The organism is Cellulomonas avistercoris, assembly GCF_014836445.1.
Classification (GTDB): Bacteria; Actinomycetota; Actinomycetes; order Actinomycetales; family Cellulomonadaceae; genus Cellulomonas; species Cellulomonas avistercoris.
Map to the genome: position 1 here is coordinate 361,228 of NZ_JACSQV010000001.1, position 24,318 is coordinate 385,545.

Annotated in this window: 19 protein-coding genes and 1 tRNA gene; 5 read left to right on the top strand and 15 right to left on the bottom strand. The window is 72.8% G+C overall.

Annotated features, from left to right (window positions below; all coding sequences use genetic code 11):
* The first annotated feature begins 51 nt into the window (after positions 1–51).
* From H9657_RS01675 to H9657_RS01690, 4 genes are read left to right on the top strand one after another with little or no spacing between them, the layout of a single operon-like run.
* Positions 52–1,455, top strand: coding sequence for a branched-chain amino acid ABC transporter permease (locus tag H9657_RS01675; RefSeq protein ID WP_318241224.1), 1,404 nt, complete (start codon positions 52–54; stop codon positions 1,453–1,455).
* A gap of 18 nt (positions 1,456–1,473) precedes the next feature.
* A complete protein-coding gene (locus H9657_RS01680; protein ID WP_191779664.1) occupies positions 1,474–2,460 on the top strand; it encodes a branched-chain amino acid ABC transporter permease in 987 nt (328 codons plus the stop codon).
* On the top strand, positions 2,450–3,403 hold the full coding sequence (locus H9657_RS01685; RefSeq protein WP_191779666.1) for an ABC transporter ATP-binding protein: 954 nt from the start codon (positions 2,450–2,452) through the stop codon (positions 3,401–3,403). Before H9657_RS01680 ends, H9657_RS01685 begins: the two co-directional genes overlap by 11 nt.
* The gene (locus H9657_RS01690) at positions 3,400–4,215 is read left to right on the top strand and encodes an ABC transporter ATP-binding protein (protein ID WP_191779668.1); all 816 of its coding nucleotides are present in this window, start codon (positions 3,400–3,402) and stop codon (positions 4,213–4,215) included. The genes H9657_RS01685 and H9657_RS01690 overlap by 4 nt, the downstream gene beginning before the upstream one ends.
* 119 nt (positions 4,216–4,334) lie before the next feature.
* Here the strand turns inward: H9657_RS01690 and H9657_RS01695 are convergent, their stop codons facing one another.
* Together H9657_RS01695 and H9657_RS01700 are read right to left on the bottom strand one after the other, a co-directional pair.
* On the bottom strand, positions 4,335–5,621 hold the full coding sequence (locus tag H9657_RS01695) for an ABC transporter substrate-binding protein (protein WP_191779670.1): 1,287 nt from the start codon (positions 5,619–5,621) through the stop codon (positions 4,335–4,337).
* Between the two features lie 203 nt (positions 5,622–5,824).
* The gene (locus H9657_RS01700; protein WP_404813125.1) at positions 5,825–6,508 is read right to left on the bottom strand and encodes an ANTAR domain-containing response regulator; all 684 of its coding nucleotides are present in this window, start codon (positions 6,506–6,508) and stop codon (positions 5,825–5,827) included.
* A 147-nt stretch (positions 6,509–6,655) separates the two neighbouring features.
* Here H9657_RS01700 and H9657_RS01705 point away from each other — a divergent pair.
* Positions 6,656–6,729: transfer RNA gene (locus H9657_RS01705), tRNA-Leu, on the top strand.
* 43 nt (positions 6,730–6,772) lie between these two features.
* Here H9657_RS01705 and H9657_RS01710 read toward each other — a convergent pair.
* From H9657_RS01710 to H9657_RS01770, 13 genes are all read right to left on the bottom strand, one after another.
* Positions 6,773–7,336, bottom strand: coding sequence for a cysteine hydrolase family protein (locus H9657_RS01710; protein WP_191779674.1), 564 nt, complete (start codon positions 7,334–7,336; stop codon positions 6,773–6,775).
* 61 nt (positions 7,337–7,397) lie between these two features.
* Positions 7,398–8,456: a hypothetical protein gene (locus H9657_RS01715; RefSeq protein ID WP_191779676.1), complete on the bottom strand. Its 1,059-nt coding sequence runs from the start codon at positions 8,454–8,456 to the stop codon at positions 7,398–7,400.
* Between the two features lie 341 nt (positions 8,457–8,797).
* Positions 8,798–10,579, bottom strand: a complete 1,782-nt coding sequence (locus H9657_RS01720; RefSeq protein ID WP_191779678.1) for a glycosyltransferase family 2 protein — start codon at positions 10,577–10,579, stop codon at positions 8,798–8,800.
* Between the two features lie 218 nt (positions 10,580–10,797).
* Complete coding sequence (gene pyk, locus H9657_RS01725; RefSeq protein ID WP_191779680.1) at positions 10,798–12,234, bottom strand: pyruvate kinase; 1,437 nt, start codon at positions 12,232–12,234, stop codon at positions 10,798–10,800.
* A gap of 109 nt (positions 12,235–12,343) precedes the next feature.
* Positions 12,344–13,819 carry a glutamate synthase subunit beta gene (locus tag H9657_RS01730; RefSeq protein ID WP_191779682.1) on the bottom strand — a complete coding sequence of 492 codons (1,476 nt, stop codon included), beginning with the start codon at positions 13,817–13,819 and terminating at the stop codon, positions 12,344–12,346.
* On the bottom strand, positions 13,812–18,377 hold the full coding sequence (gene gltB, locus H9657_RS01735) for a glutamate synthase large subunit (protein ID WP_191779684.1): 4,566 nt from the start codon (positions 18,375–18,377) through the stop codon (positions 13,812–13,814). Before gltB ends, H9657_RS01730 begins: the two co-directional genes overlap by 8 nt.
* A 153-nt stretch (positions 18,378–18,530) precedes the next feature.
* Positions 18,531–19,409 (bottom strand): prolipoprotein diacylglyceryl transferase, encoded by an 879-nt coding sequence (lgt, locus tag H9657_RS01740; protein ID WP_191779686.1) that lies wholly within the window; start codon positions 19,407–19,409, stop codon positions 18,531–18,533.
* Complete coding sequence (gene trpA, locus H9657_RS01745; RefSeq protein WP_191779688.1) at positions 19,406–20,242, bottom strand: tryptophan synthase subunit alpha; 837 nt, start codon at positions 20,240–20,242, stop codon at positions 19,406–19,408. The genes lgt and trpA overlap by 4 nt, the downstream gene beginning before the upstream one ends.
* The gene (gene trpB, locus H9657_RS01750) at positions 20,239–21,516 is read right to left on the bottom strand and encodes a tryptophan synthase subunit beta (protein WP_191779690.1); all 1,278 of its coding nucleotides are present in this window, start codon (positions 21,514–21,516) and stop codon (positions 20,239–20,241) included. The genes trpA and trpB overlap by 4 nt, the downstream gene beginning before the upstream one ends.
* A gap of 38 nt (positions 21,517–21,554) precedes the next feature.
* Positions 21,555–22,367 (bottom strand): indole-3-glycerol phosphate synthase TrpC, encoded by an 813-nt coding sequence (trpC, locus tag H9657_RS01755; protein WP_191779692.1) that lies wholly within the window; start codon positions 22,365–22,367, stop codon positions 21,555–21,557.
* 196 nt (positions 22,368–22,563) lie between these two features.
* Positions 22,564–23,115 (bottom strand): DUF4190 domain-containing protein, encoded by a 552-nt coding sequence (locus H9657_RS01760; RefSeq protein WP_191779694.1) that lies wholly within the window; start codon positions 23,113–23,115, stop codon positions 22,564–22,566.
* Between the two features lie 49 nt (positions 23,116–23,164).
* A complete protein-coding gene (locus tag H9657_RS01765; protein WP_318241225.1) occupies positions 23,165–23,599 on the bottom strand; it encodes a DUF2752 domain-containing protein in 435 nt (144 codons plus the stop codon).
* A gap of 20 nt (positions 23,600–23,619) precedes the next feature.
* Positions 23,620–24,300, bottom strand: coding sequence for a DUF4190 domain-containing protein (locus tag H9657_RS01770; protein ID WP_191779698.1), 681 nt, complete (start codon positions 24,298–24,300; stop codon positions 23,620–23,622).
* Positions 24,301–24,318: the final 18 nt, after the last annotated feature.

A 24,318-nucleotide genomic window follows, 5' to 3' on the forward strand; every position in this document is an offset into this window, starting at 1 on the left:
GGACGGAGGTCTGACGTGCGACCAGTCGCGTGCCGGGACCGTTCCGTCGCCGTGCGACGGGGAGGAGCCGGCCTGCTGCTGGTCCTCCTCACCGCCCTGTCGACGATCCTCGTCGGCGGGTCCGCGCACGCGGCGACCACCCCCTGCAGCCCGGACGACGCCACCGCGTGCCTCAACGTGACGGTGACCGTGCCCGGCACCGGACCCGCTGCGGGCGTCGCCCTGAGCGTCGAGGGCGCGGACGCCGCGGTCGACGTCGTGACCGACGCCGCCGGCAAGATCTCGGTGCCCCTGACGGCCGCGGGCGACTACACCGTCACCGTGGACGAGACCACGCTCCCCGCGGGCACGGTCCTCAAGGACCCGTCGGCCAACCCCGTCGTCGTGGCCGTCGTGCTCGGCCGCTCCGCCGGGCGGATCGTGCAGGCCGTGCCGCCCGACCAGGCCGGTGCCGCGGTCGAGGAGACCGAGGAGGCCGACCCGACCACGGGAGCCGACGCGGGCAGCACCGCCGGCGCCGACACCGAGGCGGGTGCGGAGGCGGAGGCGAGCGCGGAGGCTTCGGCGGGCCCCGGCACCAACAGGTACGCCCAGCTCGTGCTCGCGGGCACGGTCTTCGGCGTGCTGCTCGCGCTCGCGGCGCTGGGCGCCAACCTCATCTACGGCACGACCGGCCTGTCGAACTTCTCGCACGGCGAGCTCGTCACGCTCGGCGGGATGACCGCGTTCATGGCGGTGCAGTGGTGGGACCTGCCGCTGTGGCTGGCCATCGTCGTCTCGACCGCCGCGGGCGGCCTCATGGGGTGGCTGCTCAACCGGGTGGTCTTCGGGCCGCTGCGGCGCCGTGGCGTGGGCATCACGCAGCAGATGATCGTGACCATCGGTCTCTCGCTCGCGATGCTGTCGGGCTTCCTCTTCGTCTTCGGCGCCCGGCCCGCCCCCATCGTCTCCGGCATCTCCCAGCGCATGCAGATCGGGCCCGTCCAGATCTCCGGGCAGTCGCTCGTCTCGGTGGGCATCGCACTCGTGGTCCTGGCGGCGGTCGCGTTCGTCCTGGCCCGGACCCGGCTCGGCCGCGCCACGCGCGCGGTGTCCGACAACCCGGCGCTCGCCGCCGCCACGGGCATCAAGGTCGAGTCGGTCATCAGCCGCGTGTGGATCGTGTCCGCCGCACTCGCGTCGCTCGGCGGCGTTCTGCTCGCGCTGTACCTCAACACGACGCGGTTCAACTTCGGCTCCACCCTGCTGCTGCTGATGTTCGCCGCGATCACCCTCGGAGGACTGGGGTCACCGCTCGGCGCCGTGCTCGGCGCGCTCGTCATCGGCCTCGTCGTCGAGCTCTCGACACTGGTCCTGCCGAGCGACATGCGTTACGCGAGCGCGCTCGTGATCCTCATCCTCGTCCTGCTGCTCCGGCCGCAGGGCATCCTCGGGCGCGCCGAGCGCATCGGTTAGCGGGAGGTCGTCGCCGTCATGGACTACGGACAGCTCTTCACGAACGTCCTCAACGAGATGCTGGGGCCGACCGCGATCGCGTACGCGCTCGCGGCCATCGGGCTCAACATCCACTTCGGGCTCACCGGCCTGATCAACATGGGCCAGGCCGGGTTCATGCTGCTGGGCGCCTACGGCTTCGCCGTCGCCACCATCCAGGGCGCGCCCCTGTGGCTCGCGTTCCTGGTGGCGATCGCCGCGGCGGTGATCTTCGCGCTGCTGCTCGGCCTGCCCACCCTCAAGCTCCGCGGCGACTACCTCGCCATCGTCACGATCGCGGCCGCCGAGATCGTCCGCATGGTCGGACGCTCGACGGCGCTGACCGACGTGACCGGCGGGTCCGAGGGGCTCACGGGCAACGCGTTCAAGGGCACCTTCCAGGACGCGTCGCCGTTCCCCGACGACCGGTGGGCCCTCGGCCCGATCACGCTCTCGACCAACACCTCGAACTCGTGGTGGCTGCGGGTGGTCGGCTGGACGCTCGTGCTGCTCGCGTGCCTGCTCGTCTGGCGGCTCGTCCGCAGCCCGTGGGGCCGGGTCCTCAAGGGCATCCGCGAGGACGAGGACGCGGTCCGCGCGCTCGGCAAGAACGTCTACGGCTACAAGCTGCAGGCCCTCGTCCTCGGCGGTGTCTTCGGCGCCCTGGGCGGCATCGTGTTCGTCCTCGCCAGCTCGGTGCAGGCGGACTCGCTCGGCCGTCCCGTGACCTTCAACACCTGGACCATCCTGCTGCTCGGCGGTGCGGCCACCGTCTTCGGGCCCGTGCTGGGGTCCCTGCTGTTCTGGGGAGCCTTGGTGTTCGTCCGCGGGTTCCTGCGCGGGATCGTGCCGCCCGACGTGCTCTCGGTGCAGCAGATCGAGCAGATCGGCTGGATCCTGGTCGGACTGACGCTGATGATGCTCATCATCTTCCGACCCCAGGGCATCCTGGGTGACAAGAAGGAGCTCGCGATCAATGCCCACTGAGGACGTCGTCGAGCAGGCCAGGGGCCGCCTGGCACAGATCCCCCGCGTCCCCGGCGCGCCCAAGCCGGACGCGCTGCTCGTCGCCGACGGCGTGCGGCGCAGCTTCGGTGGCGTCAACGCCGTGGACGTCGAGCACGTCGAGGTGCAGCGCCACGTCATCACCGCGCTCATCGGCCCCAACGGCGCCGGCAAGACCACGTTCTTCAACCTCATGACGGGCTTCGACAAGCCCGACACGGGCAGCTGGGTCTTCGACGGCACACCGCTCGCGGGTGTCGCGGCGTCCCGTGTCGCCAAGTCGGGCATGGTGCGCACGTTCCAGCTCACCAAGGCGCTCGCGCGCATGACGGTGCTGGACAACATGCGGCTCGGCGCCCGTGACCAGCCCGGCGAGGGGCTCTTCACCGCCCTGGTCAAGCCCCTGTGGGCGCCCCGCGAGCGGGAGATCACCGACAAGGCGCTGTCCCTGCTCGAGCGGTTCCGTCTCGACACCAAGAAGGACGACTTCGCCGGCTCGCTGTCCGGCGGGCAGCGCAAGCTGCTCGAGATGGCGCGGGCGCTCATGTCGGACCCGACGCTCGTCATGCTCGACGAGCCGATGGCCGGGGTGAACCCGGCGCTCACGCAGTCCCTCCTCGGTCACATCACCGACCTGCGGGACTCCGGCACGACCGTGCTCTTCGTGGAGCACGACATGCACATGGTCCGGCACATCTCGGACTGGGTCGTCGTCATGGCCCAGGGCAAGGTCGTCGCCGAGGGACCACCGTCGGAGGTCATGGCCGACCAGGCCGTCATCGACGCGTACCTCGGTGCCCACCACGACACCGACCTCGGGGACGACGACCTGCTGGACGAGGGCGGCATCATCGACGCCGAGGCGGAGGCCGAGGCCGAGGCCGAGCTGGCGCCGGCAACCCAGGCTGAGGAGAAGGCCCCGTGACCGAGACGACCGCACCCGCGCTGCACCGCGGCGCACCGCAGGGCGAGCCGCTGCTGCACGCCGACTCTCTCGTCGCGGGCTACGTGCCCGGCGTCAACATCCTCAACGAGTGCTCGCTCGTCCTGCACCCCGGCGAGCTCGTCGGGATCATCGGGCCGAACGGCGCGGGCAAGTCGACGCTGCTCAAGGCGCTGTTCGGTCTGGTCGCGATCCGCGAGGGCTCCCTGACGCTGCAGGGCGAGTCGATCACGAACCTGCGGGCCGACGTGCTCGTGCAGCGCGGCGTGGGGTTCGTCCCGCAGACGAACAACGTCTTCCCGAGCCTGACGATCGAGGAGAACCTGCAGATGGGCGTCTACCAGACGCCCCACAAGTTCGCCGACCGGCTCGAGGTCGTCCTCGCGCTCTTCCCCGAGCTGACCCACCGCCGCAAGCAGCGTGCCGGAGCCCTGTCGGGCGGCGAGCGCCAGATGGTCGCCATGGCGCGCGCGCTGATGCCCGAGCCGTCCGTGCTGCTGCTCGACGAGCCGTCGGCGGGCCTGTCCCCCGTGCGCCAGGACGAGGCGTTCCTGCGGACGCGCCGCATCAACAAGGCAGGCGTCTCGGTCATCATCGTGGAGCAGAACGCGCGCCGCGCGCTGCAGATCTGCGACCGTGCGTACGTCCTCGACCAGGGACGCAACGCCTACTCGGGGCCGGGCCGCGAGCTCATGCACGACCCGAAGGTCATCCAGCTGTACCTCGGCACGCTCGCCACCGACGTGGACGCCGCCCGCGCGGCGGAGAAGGACGCGGGCGGCGCGCCGGCCTGACTGCCTCGCGCGACACCTGCGCATCTCGCACGCCGCACCTCGCACGACACGGACCACACACACAGGACGACCCCCGGAGCCGAGGCTCCGGGGGTCGTCCTGTGTGTCAGGTCAGCAGGTCAGCCCTGCGGGACCTCGCCCTCCTCGGAGCGGCTGAACGTGTACTTGTTCTCGGGCCCGAACTGGTAGATCCCGATGAACGCGGACGACGGGTCGTTCGCCTCGTTGAACGGGCCGATGCCGGAGACCGCCTGGTACGCGATGTCCTCGCCGTCCTCGAGGAGCGCCTTGCACTCCTCCCAGCCGGTGCAGTCCGTGCCACCGTCCGCACCGGAGACCGCCGCCATGTTGGCCTGGATGGTCTCGCCGTCCGACGCGCCGCCCTTGAGCGCGGCGAGCGCCACGAGCATGGTCGCGTCGTACGACTCCGGGCCGTAGGAGTAGTCCTTCAGCTCCGGGTCGATCTCGAGCATGCGGCCCTGGAACTCCTCCGACGGGTAGGCACCGGGCAGCGTGCCCTGCGCGTCGGTGAGCGTGTCGGCCGGGAAGCCGATGTCGCCCTCGACCCCGAAGTTCTGCAGGTTGCCGTCGACGAAGTAGGTCTTGCTCATGTCCCAGCCCTGCGCCGACAGCTCACGCACGATCGACGGCGTCTGGTTGGTGAAGGACAGGATCGCGATGGCGTCCGGGGACGAGGCGATGGCATCGGCGACGATGGTGGCGAAGTTCGTCTCCGCCGGGTCGAACTCCTCGCCCGACGTGCCGTAGACGACCGTGCCGCCGGCCTCGTCGACGACGCCCTCGACGACGTCGCGCAGCGACGTGCCGTAGGAGTCGTTGAAGACCAGGATGCCGACGTTGCTCGCACCGTCGCTGACGATCAGGTTGCCGAGCACGTCGCCCTGGACGGTGTCCGGGGGTGCGGTGCGGAAGTAGAAGTCCGAGTAGCCGGACAGGTCCGTCGCCGTGTTGGCCGGGGAGACCTGCACGATGCCGGCGCCCGTGATGTCGTCGACGATGTTCTTGCTCACCGACGAGGACGCCGCACCGATGATGGCCGACACGCCCGAGGAGATCAGCTGCTGTGCCGACCCGGTCGCGACCGAGGCGTTCTCGGCGTCCGAGGAGTCCGTGTGCTCGACCTCGACGTCAGCGCCGAACAGACCGCCCGCGTCGTTGATCTCCTTCACCGCGAGGTCGACGCCGGCGATCTCCGGAGGGCCGAGCTGAGCGAGCGAACCGGTGACGGGGAGGATCGTCCCGATGCGCAGCGGCTCGCCGCTGCCCCCACCGGTCGTCTCCTCGTCGGCGCCGGCGTCGTCGGAGGCGCTGCTGCAGGCGGTGAGCGCCAGCGCGACCGCTCCGGCAACCGCCAGTGCGCGTCCTGCACGTGTCGAACGAATCATGCGTGTGGTACCCCTCTGTGAGCCCTGCGCGACCGCAACCCAGAGGCGGGCAACGACGATGTGGCGCGAACGTACTCATGGTTTGTGTCCGCCATGTGAATGGCAATGTCTCGCACCCATGTCGTTGTGCAGTTGTGACCAACGACGCAGCGAGCCCGCACCGACGTGGCGTCGGTACGGGCTCGGTGTGTGTTACGCAGGCCTCAGGAGGACGCGCCACCCACCTGCTCGATGACGGCGTCGGCGACCTCGCGCATCGTCAGGCGACGGTCCATCGACGTCTTCTGGATCCAGCGGAACGACTCGGGCTCCGACAGGCCCATCTTCGTCATCAGCAGCCCCTTGGCGCGGTCCACGCGCTTGCGGGTCTCGAAGCGCTCGGCGAGGTCCGCGACCTCGGACTCCAGCGCCGTGATCTGCGCGTAGCGCGAGATGGCGATCTCGACGGCGGGCAGCAGGTCGGCGGGGCTGAACGGCTTCACGACGTACGCCATGGCGCCGGCGTCGCGCGCTCGCTCCACCAGCTCGGTCTGCGAGAACGCCGTCAGCAGCACGACGGGTGCGAGGTGCGCCTTGCCGATGCGCTCGGCCGCCGAGATGCCGTCGAGGACGGGCATCTTGACGTCCATCACCACGACGTCCGGCCGCAGCTCGGTGGCGAGCTCGACCGCGCGCTCGCCGTCGCCCGCCTCACCCACGACCTCGAACCCCGCCTCGGTGAGCGTCTCGACGACGTCCATGCGGATGAGGGCCTCGTCCTCGGCGACGACCGCCCGGCGCGCCGGCCTGCCGGCCGACGGCGTGCCCGTACCCCGTGCGGGCTCGGCGGACAGGTCCGCTGCCTGCGGCGCGTCCTGCGTGGGCTCGGTGCTGTCGTCCTTGGTCACGTGCACAGAGTAGTGCGCCGAGGGCACCTGGTGGCGCGATGAGCCTCGTGGCCGCCGTCACGTGGCGCCGCGGCAGCCCTTCGACGGCCGCGGACGAGCGGACGTGACGACGTCGTGGCGTCGCCTCGCACTAGGCTGTGGCCCGTTGCCCCGATAGCCCAACCGGCAGAGGCGTTCGGCTCAAACCCGATCCAGTGTGGGTTCGAATCCCACTCGGGGCACCCACTCAGGTACGCGGACGCCGCGCTCTCGGGCCACGGCGCCTCAGCTCCCTGCACCGCCCAGCTCGACCTCCGCGGCCGTCGCGGTCCCCGCCGTGCGGCCCGGTGCCTCCTGGAAGCCCCAGTACAGGTTGGTGTGCGCGACGACCTCCGCCGGCGAGGGCGCACCCCAAGCGCTCAGGTCCTCGGTGGTGTGGGCGTCCGACACGAGCGTCACGTCGTACCCGCGCGTGAGGGCCCCGTGCAGCGTCGAGCGCACGCACGCGTCCGTCTGCGCGCCCGCCACGACCAGCCTGCCGATGCCGCGGGCCGCGAGCACGTCCTCCAGGTCGGTCGCCTCGAACGCGTCGCCGTACCGCTTGTGCACCACCGGCTCGCCCTCGCCCACGGTCAGCTCGGGGACGATCTGCCAGGGCGCCGACTCCAGCGGTAGCTCGTCGCTGCTGTGCTGCACCCACACGACCGTGGTGCCGGCACCGCGGGCGCGTTCGACCAGCGACCCGATCCGGTCGAGGACGCCGTCGCGCTCGTAGGCGCCGGCCAGCACCCCCGACTGGACGTCGATGACGAGCAGCGCGCTGCTGTCGCGGTTCTCGAGCGTGGTCATGGCGCCTCCTGAGGTCGCAACCGGTCACCTCCACGCTAGGACCGACCACCGACACGGCCCGTCAGGTCCGGTCCGGCTGCTGCCCGTCCCCCGGCGCGGGTGTGACGGCGACGCCGGACGCCGTGCCCACCGCTTCCTGGAGGGCGGTGGCGCGGTTCTCCAGCAGACGCGTCACCGCCTCCTGCGCGAAGCCGAACACCAGCGCGTACGCGGCGATCTCCTGACGCGTGGCCAGCCCCACGAACCCGCTGACGACCTGTGCCTGCAGCACCATCACGCCGACGACCGCCACGATCCCGCCGAACGGGATGCGCAGCAGGCCGAGCGCGGGGGTGATCCGGTAGGGGGACAGCGACGGACGCGTGCGGCGCACGGCGACGACCGCGGTGATCCCCGCTCCCACCATCCCGAGCGCGGCCACGCTCGCGACGTCCCCGGCGGTCGGTGTGGCGCCGCCGGCAGGGCAGACGGCCCCCTCCGCCTCCAGGCACAGGGGGAACAGCGTGGGTACCAGCGTCCCGGCGGCCACGACGACCAGGAGCGCCAGCGTGGTGGCCCACGCGACCCGCATCAGCCGGTCACGCAGGTGGCGCATCTGCCGGTACTCCCGGTCGGCGGCGCCGTACGCGGCGGACAGCGCGTAGCTCAGGGTGTGCCGATGGCCCTCCGTCGCCGGCGCGGTACGCGCGAGCCTGGTCAACCGGGACAGGAGCTCACCGTTGCGCGGGCGCATCCGCCCGACCCGCTCGACGGCGTACAGGTACTGGCTGCCCAACGCGTCGTCGGGGACGATGAGCGGCAGCATCGCACGGGCCCTGTGCACGGCGTGCCACGCGAACTCGACGCGCGCGTCGCGGCGCGCCCGCGGCTCACGCGCGGCGCTCACGGCCTGGTCGACCGCGGCCTGCGCCACGTCGAGCTCCGCGGCGCAGATGTCCCGCGCCGCACGCGCCGCGGCCGTGCGCCGCTCCCCCGCGGCCTCGATCGCGTCCTGCACCAGCATCAGGTCCGCCTGCACCGCGAGCGCGTTCAGGTCGTGCGAGCGCACCACCCGCTGAGCGCGCGCGGCCCGCTCCGTGCCCCGTGTCGTCGCGCGCACGTCCGTGCGTACCACCGTCATGCCCCCTCCTCGGTCGCCCACCGGCCTCCCCTGGAGGAACGCTCCCGGACGCGAGTGATACCGGTCCGCGGGCGCACGCCGACGCGCGATGGCAGGGTGTGCGCGGGAGGTGGCGCGGTGCACGCAGGGGCGACGTCGACGGCGGACCGTCGGGCCGTGCGGTCCACCTACCGCAGCCTGCGGCTCGGGGTGGTGATCCTCCTCGGCCTCCTCGGGACCGCCGTGGTCCTGGAGTCCGTGCGCCTGGGGTGCTGGCTGGACTCGCTGAGCGCGTACTACTGGAGCGGTGCGCGTGACGCCCTGGTCGGGTCGCTGTGCGCCGTCGGGGCCCTCCTCGTGGCCTACACGGGTACGGACGACGTGGAGGACGCCCTGCTGGACGTCGCCGGCCTCCTCGCGCTGGTCGTCGCCTTCGTGCCCACCGAGCCTCGCACCGGGTGCGCCGGACCGGGGGCGCCGTCGCCCCTCGCGGTCGAGCACGACGTCCGCACCCAGGTCGCCGCGCTGGTCCTCGCCGGCCTCGTCGTGGGTGCCGCGCGTGCGGTGGTCGCCGCGCGGTCGCGGCTGCCCGTGCCGAGCACGCTCGTGCGCGCCACCGTCGCGGCACCGGCCGTGGTGCTGGCGGTGGCGTTCGCGGTGGCTCCCCAGGTGGTCGTCGCGCGCGCGCACGACGTGGCCGCGGTCGTGCTCTTCGTGGCGGTCATCGGCGTCGTGGTCCGACGCGCCTTCGACGCGCGCGCGACCTCCGGCCGCTGGGCGGCCGCGTACGCGACGGTCGGGGCCGTGATGCTGCTGACGCTGTCCGTCGTCGTGGCGCTGCACGCGCTGGCCCCGGACTGGGGCCACGCCGTGCTGATCCTCGAGACCGCCCTGGTGGCGCAGTTCGCGGTCTCCTGGGTGCTGCAGACGGTGGAGCTGTGGGGCTCGGACGCCGTCGACCGGGCGGCGCCTGCGGCGTGAGGCGGTGCGGTGCGGTCGCCCCCGACGGTCGGGTGGGCGCGCTGCGGGTTCCGCCCGGTCAGGTGGTGGCGCCGCCCGGTCAGGTACGCCCCGCGGACCGCGAGGTCGTACACGAGCTCGGGCACCACCAGGAGACTCAACCGGCGCGCCCGCACGCCTGCGCGCCACGCCGCGGCGAGACGCTCGAGGACGAGCACCCCGGCGACGGCGAGCCAGGCGGGCCGCCACCTGAGCGTGCCCGTCACGGCGGACGCCACCGTCACCCCGAGCAGCACCCAGAGCACGAGCGCCCCGAGCGTGTGCACGAGCTGCTGCGCGTGCAGGGAGAGGGCCTGGCGGGTCAGCCCGTAGGCACGCAGGTCGGCGAGCACGCCCACGTACGACCGGACCCGCCGGCGGCGCAGCTCCGCGACGCTCGGCACGAGCTCGCGGCTGCGGACGCACCCGCGCGGCGCGGTGACCCGCCACCCGCGCGTGCGCAGCGCCAGGGTCAGCTCGGAGTCCTCGGTGAGGGCGCCGCGGTCGTACACGTCACCGGCACGGCCCGGCAGCGCGGAGCCGCGCGCACGGGCCACGTCCAGCAGCGCGTCGTAGCGGAAGACCGAGGCGTTGCCGGCCGCGACACCGACCGTCCCGGTCGACGCGGTCCACCTCGCGTACCGCGCGTGCTCGTTCGACTGGCAGCGCGCCAGCCGGCCGCGGGGCGCCGGACCGGAGGGCACACCGTGCACGGCTCCGAGACCCGGGTCGGCATCGAGCCGCTCCAGCGCGGTCTCGACGAACCGCGGCCCGACCACCGTGCCGGCGTCGAGCACCATCACGTACCGGCGCGGGGCGCCGGCCAGCGTGGACAGCGCCTGGTTCAGCGCGCCCGCCGTGCCGTCGGCGTCGTCGTGCGGGTGCACGACCTTCGCACCGTGCGCGTGCGCGACCCTCACCGTGGCGTCCGCGCCGCGGTCGGCCACGACGACCACGTGCGCCGGTCGGCGCGTCTGGCCGCGCAGCGCGCGCAGCACGCGCGACAGCGCCTCGTCGGCGACGCGCGCGTCGACGAGCACCGTCAGCCGGGTACCAGGGAGCGTGCGGTACGCCTCGACGCGTCGCGGGGCCGGCGCGGGTCCGCCGGCCGCGGGTCCGCCGGGCGCGACCAGGACCTGGGTCATGGCTCCTCCGGGCGCTCGGGCACCGGGTCCCTGCGGTGGTACCCAGGTGCGTCCCCCTCATCCCACGCCCCCGGGACGGGTGCTCAGGCGCGCGGCGTCGCGCGTGGGTACCCGGTGGCCGCACATGGAGCAGGTGCCCGTCGCGGTGCGTGCACCCCGCAGGACGCCGCCCGGCCCCCCCCCCCCCCCGGGGGCGGACCGCGGGGCGGCGGACAGGATCAGGCGATGCGGGTGCGCTCGACCTCGTCGTCACCGATCTTGTGCACGACGACCGTGTTGGTCGACCCGACGACGCCCACGGGGGTCCCGGCGACGACGACGACGTAGTCGCCGACCTCCGCCAGGCCGTTGGCGCGCAGCGTGTGGTCCACCTGGCTGACCATGGAGTCGGTGCTGTCGACCTTCGGGACCTGGTACGTCTGGACGCCCCAGGACAGCGAGAGGCGGTTGCGCACGTCCTCCTCGGGCGTGAAGGCGAGCAGCGGGATCGGCGCCCGCAGGCGGGACATCCGCCGCGCGGAGTCGCCGGACTGCGTGAACGTCACGAGGTACTTCACACCGATGCGCTCACCGATCTCGGCAGCGGCACGCGTGATCGCCCCGCCCCGCGACGAGGGCACCGAGCCGAGGGGCGCGATGCGCTCACGGCCGAGCTCCTCGGTGCTCTCGATGATCCGCGCCATGGTGCGCACGGCCTCGATCGGGAAGTCGCCGACGCTCGTCTCGCCGGACAACATGACCGCGTCCGCACCGTCGAGCACCGCGTTGGCGCAGTCGGACGCCTCGGCGCGCGTCGGGCGGGGGCTCGTGATCATCGACTCGAGCACCTGCGTCGCGACGATGACCGGCTTGGCGTTGCGGCGCGCCAGCTCGACCGCACGCTTCTGCACGAGCGGGACCTGCTCGAGCGGCAGCTCCACACCGAGGTCGCCGCGGGCGACCATGATGCCGTCGAACGCCTGGACGATCTCGTTGAGGTTCTCGACGGCCTGCGGCTTCTCGATCTTGGCGATGACCGGGACGACCCGGCCCTCCTCCTCCATGATGCGACGGACGTCGTCGTAGTCGGCCGCCGAGCGGACGAACGACAGCGCGATGAGGTCGGCGCCGACGTTGAGGGCCCAGCGCAGGTCCTCCTCGTCCTTGTCGCTCATGGCCGGCACCGACACCGCGACGCCCGGCAGGTTGAGGCCCTTGTTGTTCGACACCGGGCCCGGGACCTCGACGCGCGTGACGACGTCGCTGCCCTCGACCGCGGTGACGCGGACGAGGACCTTGCCGTCGTCGATGAGGATCGGGTCACCGGGCTTGACGTCGCCGGTCAGGCCCTTGAACGTCGTCGAGACGCGCTCCTTGGTGCCCTCGACGTCGTCCGTCGTGATGGTGAAGACGTCGCCGACGGCGAGGTCGTGCTTGCCCTCGATGAAACGCCCGAGGCGGATCTTGGGTCCCTGGAGGTCGACGAGGACGGCGACCGAGCGGCCCGAGGCCTTGGCCGCGGCACGCACGTTGTCGTACACACGCTTGTGCACCTCGGTGTCACCGTGGCTGCGGTTCAGGCGTGCGACGTCCATGCCGGCGTCGACGAGGGCCTGGACCTGCTCGGGCGACTCCGTCACGGGACCGATGGTGCAGACGATCTTGGCTCTACGCATAAGTCGAGACTATGCCTTCCTGGATTTCGGCGTTAAGGCCGGACGTCCCGGGGGGCGTGCCCGGCCTGCGGGTACGCACGTCCCGGGATGGGACTCGGGGGGACGGGGCTCAGGGTCGCAGAGCCACCGTGCTGGCGGAGACGGGGGCAGGGAGCTCGGACGAGCCCGAGAGGTAGGCGTCCACGGCCGCGGCCGCGGCACGGCCCTCGGCGATCGCCCAGACGACGAGCGACTGCCCACGACCGGCGTCGCCGGCGACGAAGACGCCCGGCACGCTGGTGCCGAAGTCGTCGTCCCTGGCCACGGCACCGCGACCGGTGAGCTCCACACCGAGCTGTTCGGTGAGGTCCGCGGTCTCGGGGCCCGTGAAGCCCATCGCGATGAGCACCAGGTCGGCGGGGACGTCACGCTCGGTGCCGGGCGTCGGCACGCGGCGGCCGTCCGGCAGGTACTCGGTGGTCGCCAGGCGCAGCGCGCGCACGTGCCCGCCGTCGTCGCCCTCGTCACCGAGGAACGCGACGGTCGAGGCCAGGTAGGCACGCTCACCGCCCTCCTCGTGCGAGGACGAGACCTCGAAGAGCACCGGGTCCGTCGGCCAGGGCTGGGACTCCGGACGCTCCGTCGGCGGCTGCTTGCCGATGGCGAGCGTCGTGACCGAGGCCGCACCCTGGCGCAGGGCGGTGCCCAGGCAGTCGGAGCCGGTGTCACCGCCGCCGATGATGACGACGTGCTTGCCCTCGGCGGTGATCTGCTCGGGCACGTCCTTGCCGGCGACGACCGCGTTGGCCTGGTGCAGGTAGTCCATGGCGACGTGCACGCCGTCGAGCCCGAGCCCCGGGACCTGGAGCTCGCGCGGCACGGTGGCGCCGGTGGCCAGCACGATCGCGTCGTAGCGAGCCTGGAGCTGGACCCAGGTGACGTCCTTGCCGACCTCGACGCCCGGCCGGAACCGCGTGCCCTCGGCGCGCATCTGCTCGAGCCGGCGGTCGATGTGGATCTTCTCGAGCTTGAAGTCCGGCACGCCGTAGCGCAGCAGGCCACCGATCTCGTCGTCGCGCTCGTACACCGCGACGGTGTGCCCGGCACGGGTGAGCTGCTGCGCCGCCGCGAGGCCCGCCGGGCCCGACCCGACGACGGCGACCGTGTGACCCGTCAGGCGCTGCGGCACCTGCGGCGTCACGAGCCCGCGCGCGAACGCCTCGTCGATGATCGAGACCTCGACGTTCTTGATGGTCACGGGCGGCTGGTTGATCCCCAGCACGCAGCTCGACTCGCACGGCGCCGGGCAGATCCGCCCGGTGAACTCCGGGAAGTTGTTGGTCGCGTGCAGCCGGTCGATCGCGTCGCCCCACTGCCCGCGCCACACCAGGTCGTTCCAGTCGGGGATGAGGTTGCCCAGGGGGCAGCCGTTGTGGCAGAACGGGATGCCGCAGTCCATGCAGCGGCCCGCCTGCTCCTTGAGGAACGGCTGACCCTCCTCGAGGTGCGCGTGGACGTCCTTCCAGTCGCGCAGCCGCACCTCGACCGGGCGGTTCGGCGGGAGCTCGCGGTCCCGCACCTTCAGAAAGCCGCGGGGGTCAGCCACGGGCCACCTCCAGGATCTTGTCCCACACGCCCGGCGCGCTCGGGTCGAGGCCGTCGGCCTCGGCCTGCGCGAGAGCGGTGCGGACGCGGGCGTACTCGGTGGGCAGCAGACGCGTGAAGCGTGCGCGCGTCGCCGTCGGGTCCTCCAGGAGCTGGGCCGCCACGAGCGACCCGGTCTCCTCGGCGTAGGAGCGCAGCAGGCTCTCGACGAGCGCGAAGTCCTCGTCGTCGAGCGGGTCGAGCGCGAGCTCGCCCGTCCGCACGGCCTCGACGTTGACCAGCTCGGGCGTGAGGTCCAGCACGTAGGCGGTGCCGCCGGACATGCCGGCTCCCAGGTTGCGCCCCGTGGGGCCCAGCACCAGGACGGTGCCGCCGGTCATGTACTCGCACGCGTGGTCGCCCACGCCCTCGACGACGAGCGTCGCGCCGGAGTTGCGCACGCCGAACCGCTCGCCGACGAGCCCGCGCAGGAAGATCTGCCCGCTCGTGGCGCCGTACCCGATGACGTTGCCGGCGATGACGTTGTGCTGGCTCGTCAGGGCCGAGCTGCGGTCGGGCCGCACGACGAGGCGTCCGCCGGACAGGCCCTTGCCGACGTAGTCGTTGGCGTCGCCGAACAGCCGCAGCGTGATGCCCTTCGGGACGAAGGCGCCGAACGACTGGCCCGCCGAGCCCGTGAGCGTCACGTCGATCGTGTCGTCGGGCAGCCCCGCACCGCCGTACCGCTTGGTCACGTGGTGGCCCAGCATGGTGCCGACCGTCCGGTTGACGTTGCGCACCGGCAGCGCGATGCGCACCGGCTCCGCACGCTCGAGGGCGTCCGCGGCCAGGGCGATGAGCTGGTTGTCGAGCGCCCGCTCGAGGCCGTGCTCCTGCGCCCGCGCGTGGGACAGGCCCGAGCCCGGCTTCGGCCGGGGCACCGCGAGCACGGGCGTCAGGTCCAGGCCCTCGGCCTTCCAGTGGTCGACCGCGTGGCGCGTGTCGAGCATCTCGACGCGACCCACGGCCTCCTTGATCGACCGGAACCCGAGGGCTGCGAGGTGCTCGCGCACCTCCTGCGCGATGAACTCGAAGAAGGTGACGACGAACTCGGGACGACCCGTGAACCGCGCACGCAGCTCGGGGTTCTGCGTCGCGACGCCCACAGGGCACGTGTCGAGGTGGCAGACCCGCATCATCACGCAGCCGGAGACGACCAGCGGCGCGGTGGCGAAGCCGAACTCCTCGGCACCCAGCAGAGCGCCGACCAGCACGTCACGGCCCGTCTTGAGCTGGCCGTCGACCTGCACGACGACGCGGTCGCGCAGGTCGTTGAGCACCAGCGTCTGCTGGGTCTCCGCCAACCCGATCTCCCACGGCGTGCCGGCGTGCTTCAGCGACGTCAGCGGGCTCGCGCCCGTGCCGCCGTCGTGGCCGGAGATCAGGACGACGTCCGAGTGCGCCTTGGCCACGCCCGCGGCGACCGTGCCCACCCCGAACTCGCTGACGAGCTTGGTGTGGATGCGGGCGGACGGGTTGGCGTTCTTCGCGTCGTGGATGAGCTGCGCGAGGTCCTCGATCGAGTAGATGTCGTGGTGCGGCGGCGGCGAGATCAGCCCGACGCCCGGCGTGGAGTGCCGGGTCTTCGCGACCCACGGGTACACCTTGTGACCGGGCAGCTGACCGCCCTCGCCCGGCTTGGCCCCCTGGGCGAGCTTGATCTGGATGTCGTCGGCGTTGGTGAGGTACTCGGAGGTCACGCCGAAGCGCCCGGAGGCGATCTGCTTGATGGCCGAGCGGCGCCGCGGGTCGTGCAGGCGGTCGGGGTCCTCGCCGCCCTCACCGGTGTTCGACTTGCCGCCGATCTCGTTCATGGCGATGGCCAGCGTCTCGTGCGCCTCGGCCGAGATCGAGCCGTAGGACATCGCGCCCGTGTTGAAGCGCTTGACGATCTCGCTGACGGGCTCGACCTCGTCGATCGGCACCGGCGGGCGGACGCCCTCCTTGAACCGCAGCAGGCCGCGCAGCGTCATGAGGCGCTCGGACTGCTCGTCGACACGTGCCGTGTACTCCCGGAACACGTCCATCTGGCGCGTGCGAGTCGAGTGCTGCAGGCGGAAGACCGTCTCGGGGTCGAACAGGTGCTCCTCGCCGCCCCGGCGCCACTGGTACTCGCCGCCGACCGCGAGGCGCTGGTGCGCCTGGCGGTTGCCGCTGGCGGGGTAGGCGTCGGCGTGCCGCGCGGCGACCTCGGCCGCGATGACGTCGAGCCCGATGCCGCCGAGGCGGCTCGTCGTCCCGGTGAAGTACCGGTCGACCAGCGCGTGCGACAGGCCGATCGCCTCGAACACCTGCGCGCCCCGGTACGACGCGATCGTCGAGATGCCCATCTTGGACATGACCTTCAGGACGCCCTTGCCGAGCGCCTTGATGAGGTTCGCGACCGCCTTCTCCGGCGTGACGCCCGGCAGGTAGCCGCCGCGCGCCTGGTCCTCGACCGTCTCCATCGCGAGGTACGGGTTGACCGCGGCCGCGCCGTAGCCGATGAGGAGTGCCACGTGGTGGACCTCGCGCACGTCGCCGGCCTCGACCACGAGCGAGATCTGCGTACGGGTGTGACGCCGCAGCGTGTGGTGGTGCACGGCGGAGAGCAGCAGCAGCGACGGGATCGGTGCGAGGTCCGCGTCGGAGTTGCGGTCCGACAGCACGAGGAAGCTCACGCCGTCGGCGACCGCGCGGTCCACCTCGGCGAAGATCTCCTCGAGGCGCCGCTCGAGCGCCGCCCCTCCCCCGTCGACCTTGTACAGCCCGCGGATCGTGGTGGCGCGGAAGCCCAGGGACGGCTCCTTGGCGACGTGCACGATCTTGGCGAGCTGGTCGTTGTCGATGACCGGGAACGGCAGCATGATCTTGCGCGCGTGCTCGGGGCCGTCCGCGAGCAGGTTCGGCTCGGGGCCGATCGCCCCGCCGATGGAGGTGACGAGCTCCTCGCGGATCGCGTCCAGCGGCGGGTTGGTGACCTGCGCGAACATCTGCGTGAAGTAGTCGAAGAGCAGCCGGGGACGCTTCGAGAGCACGGCGACGGGCGTGTCCGACCCCATCGCGCCGAGCGGCTCGGCGCCCGCGGCGGCCATCGGCGCCAGGAGGATCTTCAGCTCCTCCTCGGTGTACCCGAACGCGCGCTGACGGCGGCGGACCGAGGCGGCCGAGTGCGCGACGTGCTCGCGCTCGGGCAGCTGCGAGAGGTGGACGGCGTTCTCCTGGACCCACTGCGCGTACGGGCGCTGGGCGGCGAGCTGGGCCATGACCTCGACGTCGGCCACGATCCGGCCCTGGCCGGTGTCGACGAGGAAGAACAGGCCCGGCTCCAGGCGGCCCTTGGCGACGATCGAGGCGGGGTCGATGTCGAGCACGCCCGCCTCGGACGCGCAGACCACGAGCCCGTCCTCGGTCACCCAGTACCGACCGGGCCGCAGCCCGTTGCGGTCCTGCACGGCACCGATCAGGGTGCCGTCGGTGAACGTCATGGCCGCGGGGCCGTCCCACGGCTCCATGAGCGTCGAGTGGTACTCGAAGAACGCGCGCGTGTCCGGGTCCATCTGCGCGTGGTTCTCCCACGGCTCCGGGATCATCATCATCACGGAGTGCGGCAAGGAGCGGCCCGACAGGTGCAGCAGCTCGAGGACCTCGTCGAAGCTGCCGGAGTCCGACCCGCCGGGGGTGCAGACGGGCAGGAGCGGCTCGAGGTCGCCCAGGAGCTCGGACGAGAGCATGCCCTCGCGGGCCGCCATCCAGTTGCGGTTGCCGCGCACGGTGTTGATCTCGCCGTTGTGCGCGACCATCCGGAACGGCTGGGCCAGGGGCCAGGACGGGAACGTGTTGGTGGAGAAGCGCGAGTGCACGAGCGCGATCTCGGTGGCGTAGCGCGGGTCCGACAGGTCCGCGAAGAACGGCTCGAGCTGCCCGGTCGTCAGCATGCCCTTGTAGGTGATGGTGCGCGCCGACAGCGAGGCGAAGTACACGCCGTGCTCGCGCTCCGCGCGCTTGCGCAGGCGGTAGGCGCGGCGGTCGAGGGCGATGCCCGACAGCTCGCGCGACGGGTCGGCCACGACGAGCTGGCGGAACACGGGCATCGAGGCGCGGGCGGTGGGACCGACCAGGTCCGCCGTCACGACGACCTCGCGCCAGGCCAGGACCTCGAGCTTCTCCTCCGCCGCGACCGCCTCGACTGCCGCGACCACGTGCGCCCGCTCGGCGTCGTCGACGGGCAGGAAGGCCATGCCGATGGCGTAGTAGCCGGCAGCCGGCAGCTCGGCGTCGACCACGTCGCGCAGGAAGGCGTCGGGGATCTGCGTGAGGATCCCCGCGCCGTCACCGCTGTCCTCCTCCGCACCGACCGCACCGCGGTGGTCGAGGTTGAGCAGCGCCGTCAGCCCGGCGTCGACGATGTCGCGTCCGGGGGTGCCGCGCAGCGTCGCGACGAAGGCGAACCCGCAGGCGTCGTGCTCGGCCGCCGGGTCGTAGAGGGCGTGCCGGGCAGGCGCCACGGCTGGGCCAGGGCTCACGGGCGACGTCGACATCAGCACCGTCCTCACAGTCCCCGGGAGGGCCAGGGCGTCGAACGAACAAGGGGGGTACCGGGACGTCGTCGGCCCGTGGTGTGAGGCGACGATACCGTCCGCGCGACGGTCACGATGACCGTGTCGAACGGAGCCGGGTCCGACGCACGGGTGTCACCGGGCGCGGTCGGGGGTGTCCGCCTCGTCGTCCTGCGTGGTGGGGGGTGTGAGCAGGACGGTCGTGTCACGTCCAGGGTGCTGACGTCCGACCACCACGAACGCTACCAGCGCGGCCAGGCCGACCACGATCGACGTCCAGACGTTGAGTCGCAGCCCGAGCACGGTCTCGGCCGGGTCGATGCGCAGCATCTCGATCCACAGCCTGCCCGACGTGTAGAGCACGACGTACAGCCAGAAGAGCCGCCCGTGGCCCAGCTCCAGGCGCCGGTCCAGGTAGATCAGGAGCGCGGCCGCCGCGAGGTTCCACAGCAGCTCGTACAGGAACGTCGGGTGGAACAGCGTGCCGGGGTCGTACCCCGCCGGCAGGTGGAGGTCGTCGATGCGCAGACCCCACGGCAGCGTCGTCGGACCGCCGAACAGCTCCTGGTTGAACCAGTTGCCCAGCCGGCCGACGCCCTGCGCCACCAGCAGGCCGGGAGCGAGGGCGTCCGCGAAGACCGCCAGACGCACCCCCTGACGCCGGCAGCCGATCCACGCGCCGACGGCACCGAGCGCGACGGCGCCCCAGATGCCCAGGCCGCCCTCCCAGATGGCGAACGCCTTCCAGGGGTCGCCGTGGGGCCCGAAGTACGCGTCGGGCGAGCTGACCACGTGGTAGATCCGCCCGCCGACGATCCCGAAGGGGATCGCCCAGTACGCGATGTCCAGCACCGTCTCGGGGTCCCCGCCGCGGGCCTTCCAGCGCCGCTGCGTCATCACGGTGGCGATGACGATGCCGAGCAGGATCGCGATCGCGTACGCGCGCAGCGGGAAGGGGCCCAGGTGCCAGACGCCCTGCGACGGGCTGGGGATCGCGAAGGGCACCTGCGTCATCGAGGGGTCCGCACCGCCGAGCGCACGCCGTCGGCCAGACCGCGCACGACGCCCGCCAGGGCGTCGAGACCGGTGGCCTCGTCGGGTGCCTCCAGGAGCGGGCGCACGAGCGCCGACCCGACGATCACACCGTCCGCGTACGCGGCGACCTGCGCCGCCTGCTCGGGACGCGACACGCCCAGGCCGACGCACACGCGGGCCGCGCCGGCCGCGCGCGTGTCGGCGACGAGCTGCTCGGCCCGTTCCCCGACCGTCGCGCGCTCCCCCGTGACGCCCATCGTCGACGCGGCGTACACGAAGCCGCGGCTGGCCGCGACCGTCGAGGCGAGCCTCTCGGGCGTCGAGCTCGGCGCGACCAGGAACACCCGGTCCAGCCCGTGCGCGTCGGCCGCCGCGAGCCACTCGCCGCCCTCGTCCGGGATCAGGTCAGGCGTGATGAGACCGGCACCGCCCGCGGCGGCGAGGTCGCGCGCGAACGCGTCCACCCCGTAGCGCAGCACGAGGTTCCAGTAGGTCATGACCAGCACGGGCGCGCCCGCGTCGGCGACCTGCTCCGCGACCAGCAGCGTGTCGCGCACCCGGGTGCCGTTGGCGAGCGCCTGGTTGGCGGCGGCCTGGATCACGGGTCCGTCCATGACGGGGTCGGTGTAGGGCACGCCCAGCTCGACGATGTCGACCCCGGCCTCGACCATGGTCCGCACGGCGCGCGCCGAACCCGGCACCGAGGGGAACCCGACCGGCAGGTAGCCGATGAGCGCGGCACGCGGCTCGGGCCCCGAGGCCAGCGCGTCGAGCTTCTCGCCCGTCGCCGACCGGACGTCCGTCACGCTCACAGCTGCTCTCCCTCGTCGGCCTTCAGCACGGGCTCGGGCTCGATGAGGCCGAACCACGCGGCGGCCGTCGCCACGTCCTTGTCACCTCGACCGGACAGGTTGACGAGGATGACGGGAGCCCGCCCGTCCTGCGCCCACGTCGCAGCCTCCTGGCCGAGCTGGATCGCACCGGCGAGGGCGTGTGCGGACTCGATGGCCGGGATGATGCCCTCGGTGCGGCACAGCAGGCGGAAGGCCTCCATCGCCTCGTCGTCCGTGACCGGCCGGTACTGCGCGCGGCCCGTGTCGTGCAGCCAGGCGTGCTCGGGACCGACGCTCGGGTAGTCCAGGCCTGCGGAGACCGAGTGGCTCGGCAGGGTCTGTCCGTCCTCGTCCTGCAGCAGGTAGCTGCGCGCCCCGTGCAGCACGCCGGGCGCACCGCCCGAGAAGCGCGCGGAGTGACGACCGGACGCGATGCCCTCGCCGCCGGCCTCGAACCCGAAGAGCCGGACCTGCGGGTCGTCGAGGAACGCGTTGAAGATGCCCATCGCGTTGGACCCGCCGCCGACGCACGCCACGACAGCGTCCGGCAGCGCGCCGGTCTCGTCGAGGATCTGCCCGCGCGCCTCGTCTCCGATGATCTTGTGGAAGTCGCGGACCATCTCCGGGAAGGGGTGCGGTCCGGTGACGGTGCCGAGCATGTAGTGCGTCGACTCGACGTTCGCGACCCAGTCCCGCAGCGCCTCGTTGATGGCGTCCTTGAGCGTGCGCGAGCCGATGGTGACGGGCACGACGGTGGCGCCGAGCAGCTCCATGCGGGCGACGTTCAGGGCCTGGCGCTGCGTGTCCTCCTCGCCCATGTACACCGTGCACTCGAGGTCGAGCAGCGCCGCGGCGGTCGCGGTCGCGACGCCGTGCTGTCCCGCACCCGTCTCGGCGATGACCCGCCGCTTGCCCATGCGCTTGACCAGCAGGGCCTGCCCGAGCACGTTGTTGATCTTGTGCGACCCCGTGTGGTTGAGGTCCTCACGCTTGAGGAACACGCGCACACCCTCGCCGACGTGCCGGGCGAACCGGGGCACCTCGGTGAGGGGGCTCGGCCGGCCGGTGTAGGTACGGTGCAGGCGCTCGAGCTCGTCGGAGAACGCCGGGTCGGCCAGGGCCTTGCGGTAGTGCGCCTCGAGCTCGTCGAGGGCCGCGATGAGCGCCTCGGGGACGAAGCGGCCACCGAAGTCGCCGAAGTAGGGGCCCTCATGACGCCCGAGCGGCCCGCCGCCGAGCAAGACGTCCCGCATGCTCCGCGTGACCTGGCCGCGGCCGGTCTCCGGCGCGTTCACTGCCGCACCGCCCGCAGCGAGGGGTGCGCACCGGCGGCCACGAGGTCCGCCACGGACTGCCGGGGGGCGTCGTCCGTGACGAGGGCCTCGCCGACGAGGACGGTGTCCGCCCCGGCGCGCGCGTAGTCCATGACGTCGTGCGGCCCGCGGACACCCGACTCTGCGACCTTGACGACGTCCGACGGGATCGCGGGGGCGACGCGCGAGAACGTGGTCCGGTCGACCTCCAGCGAGCGCAGGTCACGCGCGTTGACGCCGATGACGCGCGCACCCGCGTCGACCGCGCGAGCGACCTCCTCGGTGTCGTGCACCTCGACGAGCGCGGTCATCCCCAGGGAGTGCACGCGCTCGACCAGGGACTCCAGGACCGTCTGCTCGAGCGCCGCCACGATGAGCAGGACCAGGTCGGCGCCGTGCGCGCGCGCCTCCCACACCTGGTAGGGCGAGACGACGAAGTCCTTGCGCAGGACGGGCACGTCGACCCGGGCGCGGACCGCGTCGAGGTCGTCCAGCGATCCGTTGAACCGCCGCTGCTCGGTGAGCACGGAGATCGCGACCGCCCCACCCTTCTCGTACTCGGCGGCCAGGGCAGCCGGGTCCGAGATCGAGGCGAGCGCACCCTTGCTGGGGCTGGAGCGCTTCACCTCCGCGATCACGGTCACGGCGTCCGCCACCTTGAGTCGCGCCACGCACTGCAGCGCCGACTCCCGGCGCGCGGCCCTCTCCTTGAGCTCCCCGAGAGGCGTCGCTGCCTCCCGCGCGGCAAGGTCTTCCCTGACCCCCGCGACGATGTCGTCCAGCACGGTCATCGACGGATCATCCCCTCTGGCCGAATGGTGCGGCACGCCTCCCGCTCACTGCCCGGGGCCGTGGCCGACGAGCCATGGTAGACGTGCCGCGCGCCGCGCCCGTCCACCCTCCCGAGGCGTGGACCACCGGCGGCACGCCTCGGCGTCACCTGCGTCGTGGTCCAGCCCGTGGTCCACTCCTGGTCCGGGGGTGGACCTAGCCTCCCGTGCCGAGGAACGGCACGGCGATCCCCATGAGCACGAGCGGCAGGATCGTCAGGAACGCCACAGCGAGCAGGGCGAGCACGCCCAGGGCGGTCGCCACCCACCCGAGCACGATGCCCGCGGTCGCCATCCCGTCGTTGTCCGCCTGGCCGGCGGCCACGGCGCGACGGGCGTTGTTGCCGACGATCACCGCGGGCACGCCGGTGAGGAAGAGGCAGCCCATGACGCCCAGCAGGCCCAGGACGAGCGACCACACGGCGAGGTCGTTGCGCGGCAGGTACCGCCCGGAGGCGCCGGGGGCGGGGTAGCCCTGCGGGAGCGGGGCACCGGGCGGCGGCCCGTCGTGCTGCGGCGTGCCGAAGGGCGGCGGCCCGTCGTGCTGGGGCGCGCCGAACGGTGGCGGCGGGGCGGCGGGACCGGACGGCGGCACCGCCGGACCGGACGCCACGGCAGGCGGGACCGCGGGGTCCGTGGCCGGATGCGTCGCGTACGCCCCCTCCCGCCCGTAGACGGGACCCTGCTGCGGGTCGCGTGATGTGCTCATCGGTGCCTCCGGGCTGGTCGGTGGGAAGGGCGCGCGTCGCGCCCGGGGTTCAGGGCAGGGGTGCGGGCCCCAGGTAGGGCGTGAGCGCGGGGACGTTGCGCAGCACCCCGAACGTCACGACGGCCACCAGCAGCGCCCAGGGCGCCCACGCCGGCGACGCGAGCGGCGGACCGCCCCGCAGCCGCCGCACCGTCCAGGTGCCCCAGAGGAGCACGAGCAGCGGGGCGATGAGCGTCCACAGCGGGTTGGCCGCCCATGCACCGACCAGGTCGCCGGTCAGGAGGTCGTGCGTCGCGCGCAGACCTCCGCACCCTGGGCAGGAGACCCCCAGGAACAGCAGCGAGGGGCAGTACCCGTAGCTCAGGGGCGCGTAGGGCGTGCGCGCGACGAGCAGGACGGCTCCCGCCACGGCCGCGCCCGCCACAGCGAACGGCACCGCCCCCCGTCGCAGCGCGTGCGACGGGGGTGCGGTGCCGGTGCTCACCGGGGCTCCCGGTGCGGTGATCACGGCGCGAGCTGCTGCTGGCGCTCCATCTCCTCCTGGAGGTACTCCATGAAGCCGTCCCAGCCGCCGTACTCGTTGATGAGCACGCCGTAGCTGACGAGGAAGTACAGACCCGCCAGGATGCCCAGGACGCTCAGGATGATGCCCGTGAGCGCGAGGCCGCCGTTGCTGGCCTCACCACGCGCCGCGGCGCCGCGGCCCTTGATGCCGAGCCAGATGCCGATGGCACCGGGCACGACGCCCACGACGAAGCAGCACAGGACGATCGACAGGATGCCCAGCACGAGCGACCACACGCCCAGCGAGTTGCGCGCGGTGGACTGCGGCTGGCCGTAGCCGGCAGCGCCGTAGCCACCGGCCTCCTGGCCGTACGCGGGAGCCTGCCCGTAGGCGGGCGGCTGGCCCTGCCCGTAGGCGGGCGGCTGGCCCTGGCCGTACGCGGGGGGCTGCCCCTGCCCGTACGCGGGCGGCTGCCCGTAGGGCGGCGCCGGCGGCGTCTGGCCGTAGGCGGGCCCGGGCGCGGGTGCCGGGGGCACGTCGGGCGCGGTGCCCGCCGGGTACGGCGGGACCTCGCCGGCCGCGGGCGGCACGGGCTGGCCGGACGCCGGGTCGGGCGTTCCCGAACCCGTGTCCGGCTCGTCGCGGCTGTACGGGTCTCGGGGGTCGTTGGGGGTCGACATGCAGCACTCCCTGCGTCG

Bases quoted from the DNA above. Each gene is read 5' to 3' on its own strand.
- H9657_RS01680 (WP_191779664.1), top strand. From the start codon at position 1,474: ATGGACTACGGACAGCTCTTCACGAACGTCCTCAACGAGATGCTGGGG.
- H9657_RS01685 (WP_191779666.1), top strand. From the start codon at position 2,450: ATGCCCACTGAGGACGTCGTCGAGCAGGCCAGGGGCCGCCTGGCACAG.
- H9657_RS01695 (WP_191779670.1), bottom strand. From the start codon at position 5,621: ATGATTCGTTCGACACGTGCAGGACGCGCACTGGCGGTTGCCGGAGCG.
- H9657_RS01710 (WP_191779674.1), bottom strand. From the start codon at position 7,336: ATGACCACGCTCGAGAACCGCGACAGCAGCGCGCTGCTCGTCATCGAC.
- H9657_RS01715 (WP_191779676.1), bottom strand. From the start codon at position 8,456: ATGACGGTGGTACGCACGGACGTGCGCGCGACGACACGGGGCACGGAG.
- H9657_RS01720 (WP_191779678.1), bottom strand. From the start codon at position 10,579: ATGACCCAGGTCCTGGTCGCGCCCGGCGGACCCGCGGCCGGCGGACCC.
- pyk (WP_191779680.1), bottom strand. From the start codon at position 12,234: ATGCGTAGAGCCAAGATCGTCTGCACCATCGGTCCCGTGACGGAGTCG.
- gltB (WP_191779684.1), bottom strand. From the start codon at position 18,377: ATGTCGACGTCGCCCGTGAGCCCTGGCCCAGCCGTGGCGCCTGCCCGG.
- lgt (WP_191779686.1), bottom strand. From the start codon at position 19,409: ATGACGCAGGTGCCCTTCGCGATCCCCAGCCCGTCGCAGGGCGTCTGG.
- trpB (WP_191779690.1), bottom strand. From the start codon at position 21,516: ATGCGGGACGTCTTGCTCGGCGGCGGGCCGCTCGGGCGTCATGAGGGC.
- trpC (WP_191779692.1), bottom strand. From the start codon at position 22,367: ATGACCGTGCTGGACGACATCGTCGCGGGGGTCAGGGAAGACCTTGCC.
- H9657_RS01760 (WP_191779694.1), bottom strand. From the start codon at position 23,115: ATGAGCACATCACGCGACCCGCAGCAGGGTCCCGTCTACGGGCGGGAG.
- H9657_RS01770 (WP_191779698.1), bottom strand. From the start codon at position 24,300: ATGTCGACCCCCAACGACCCCCGAGACCCGTACAGCCGCGACGAGCCG.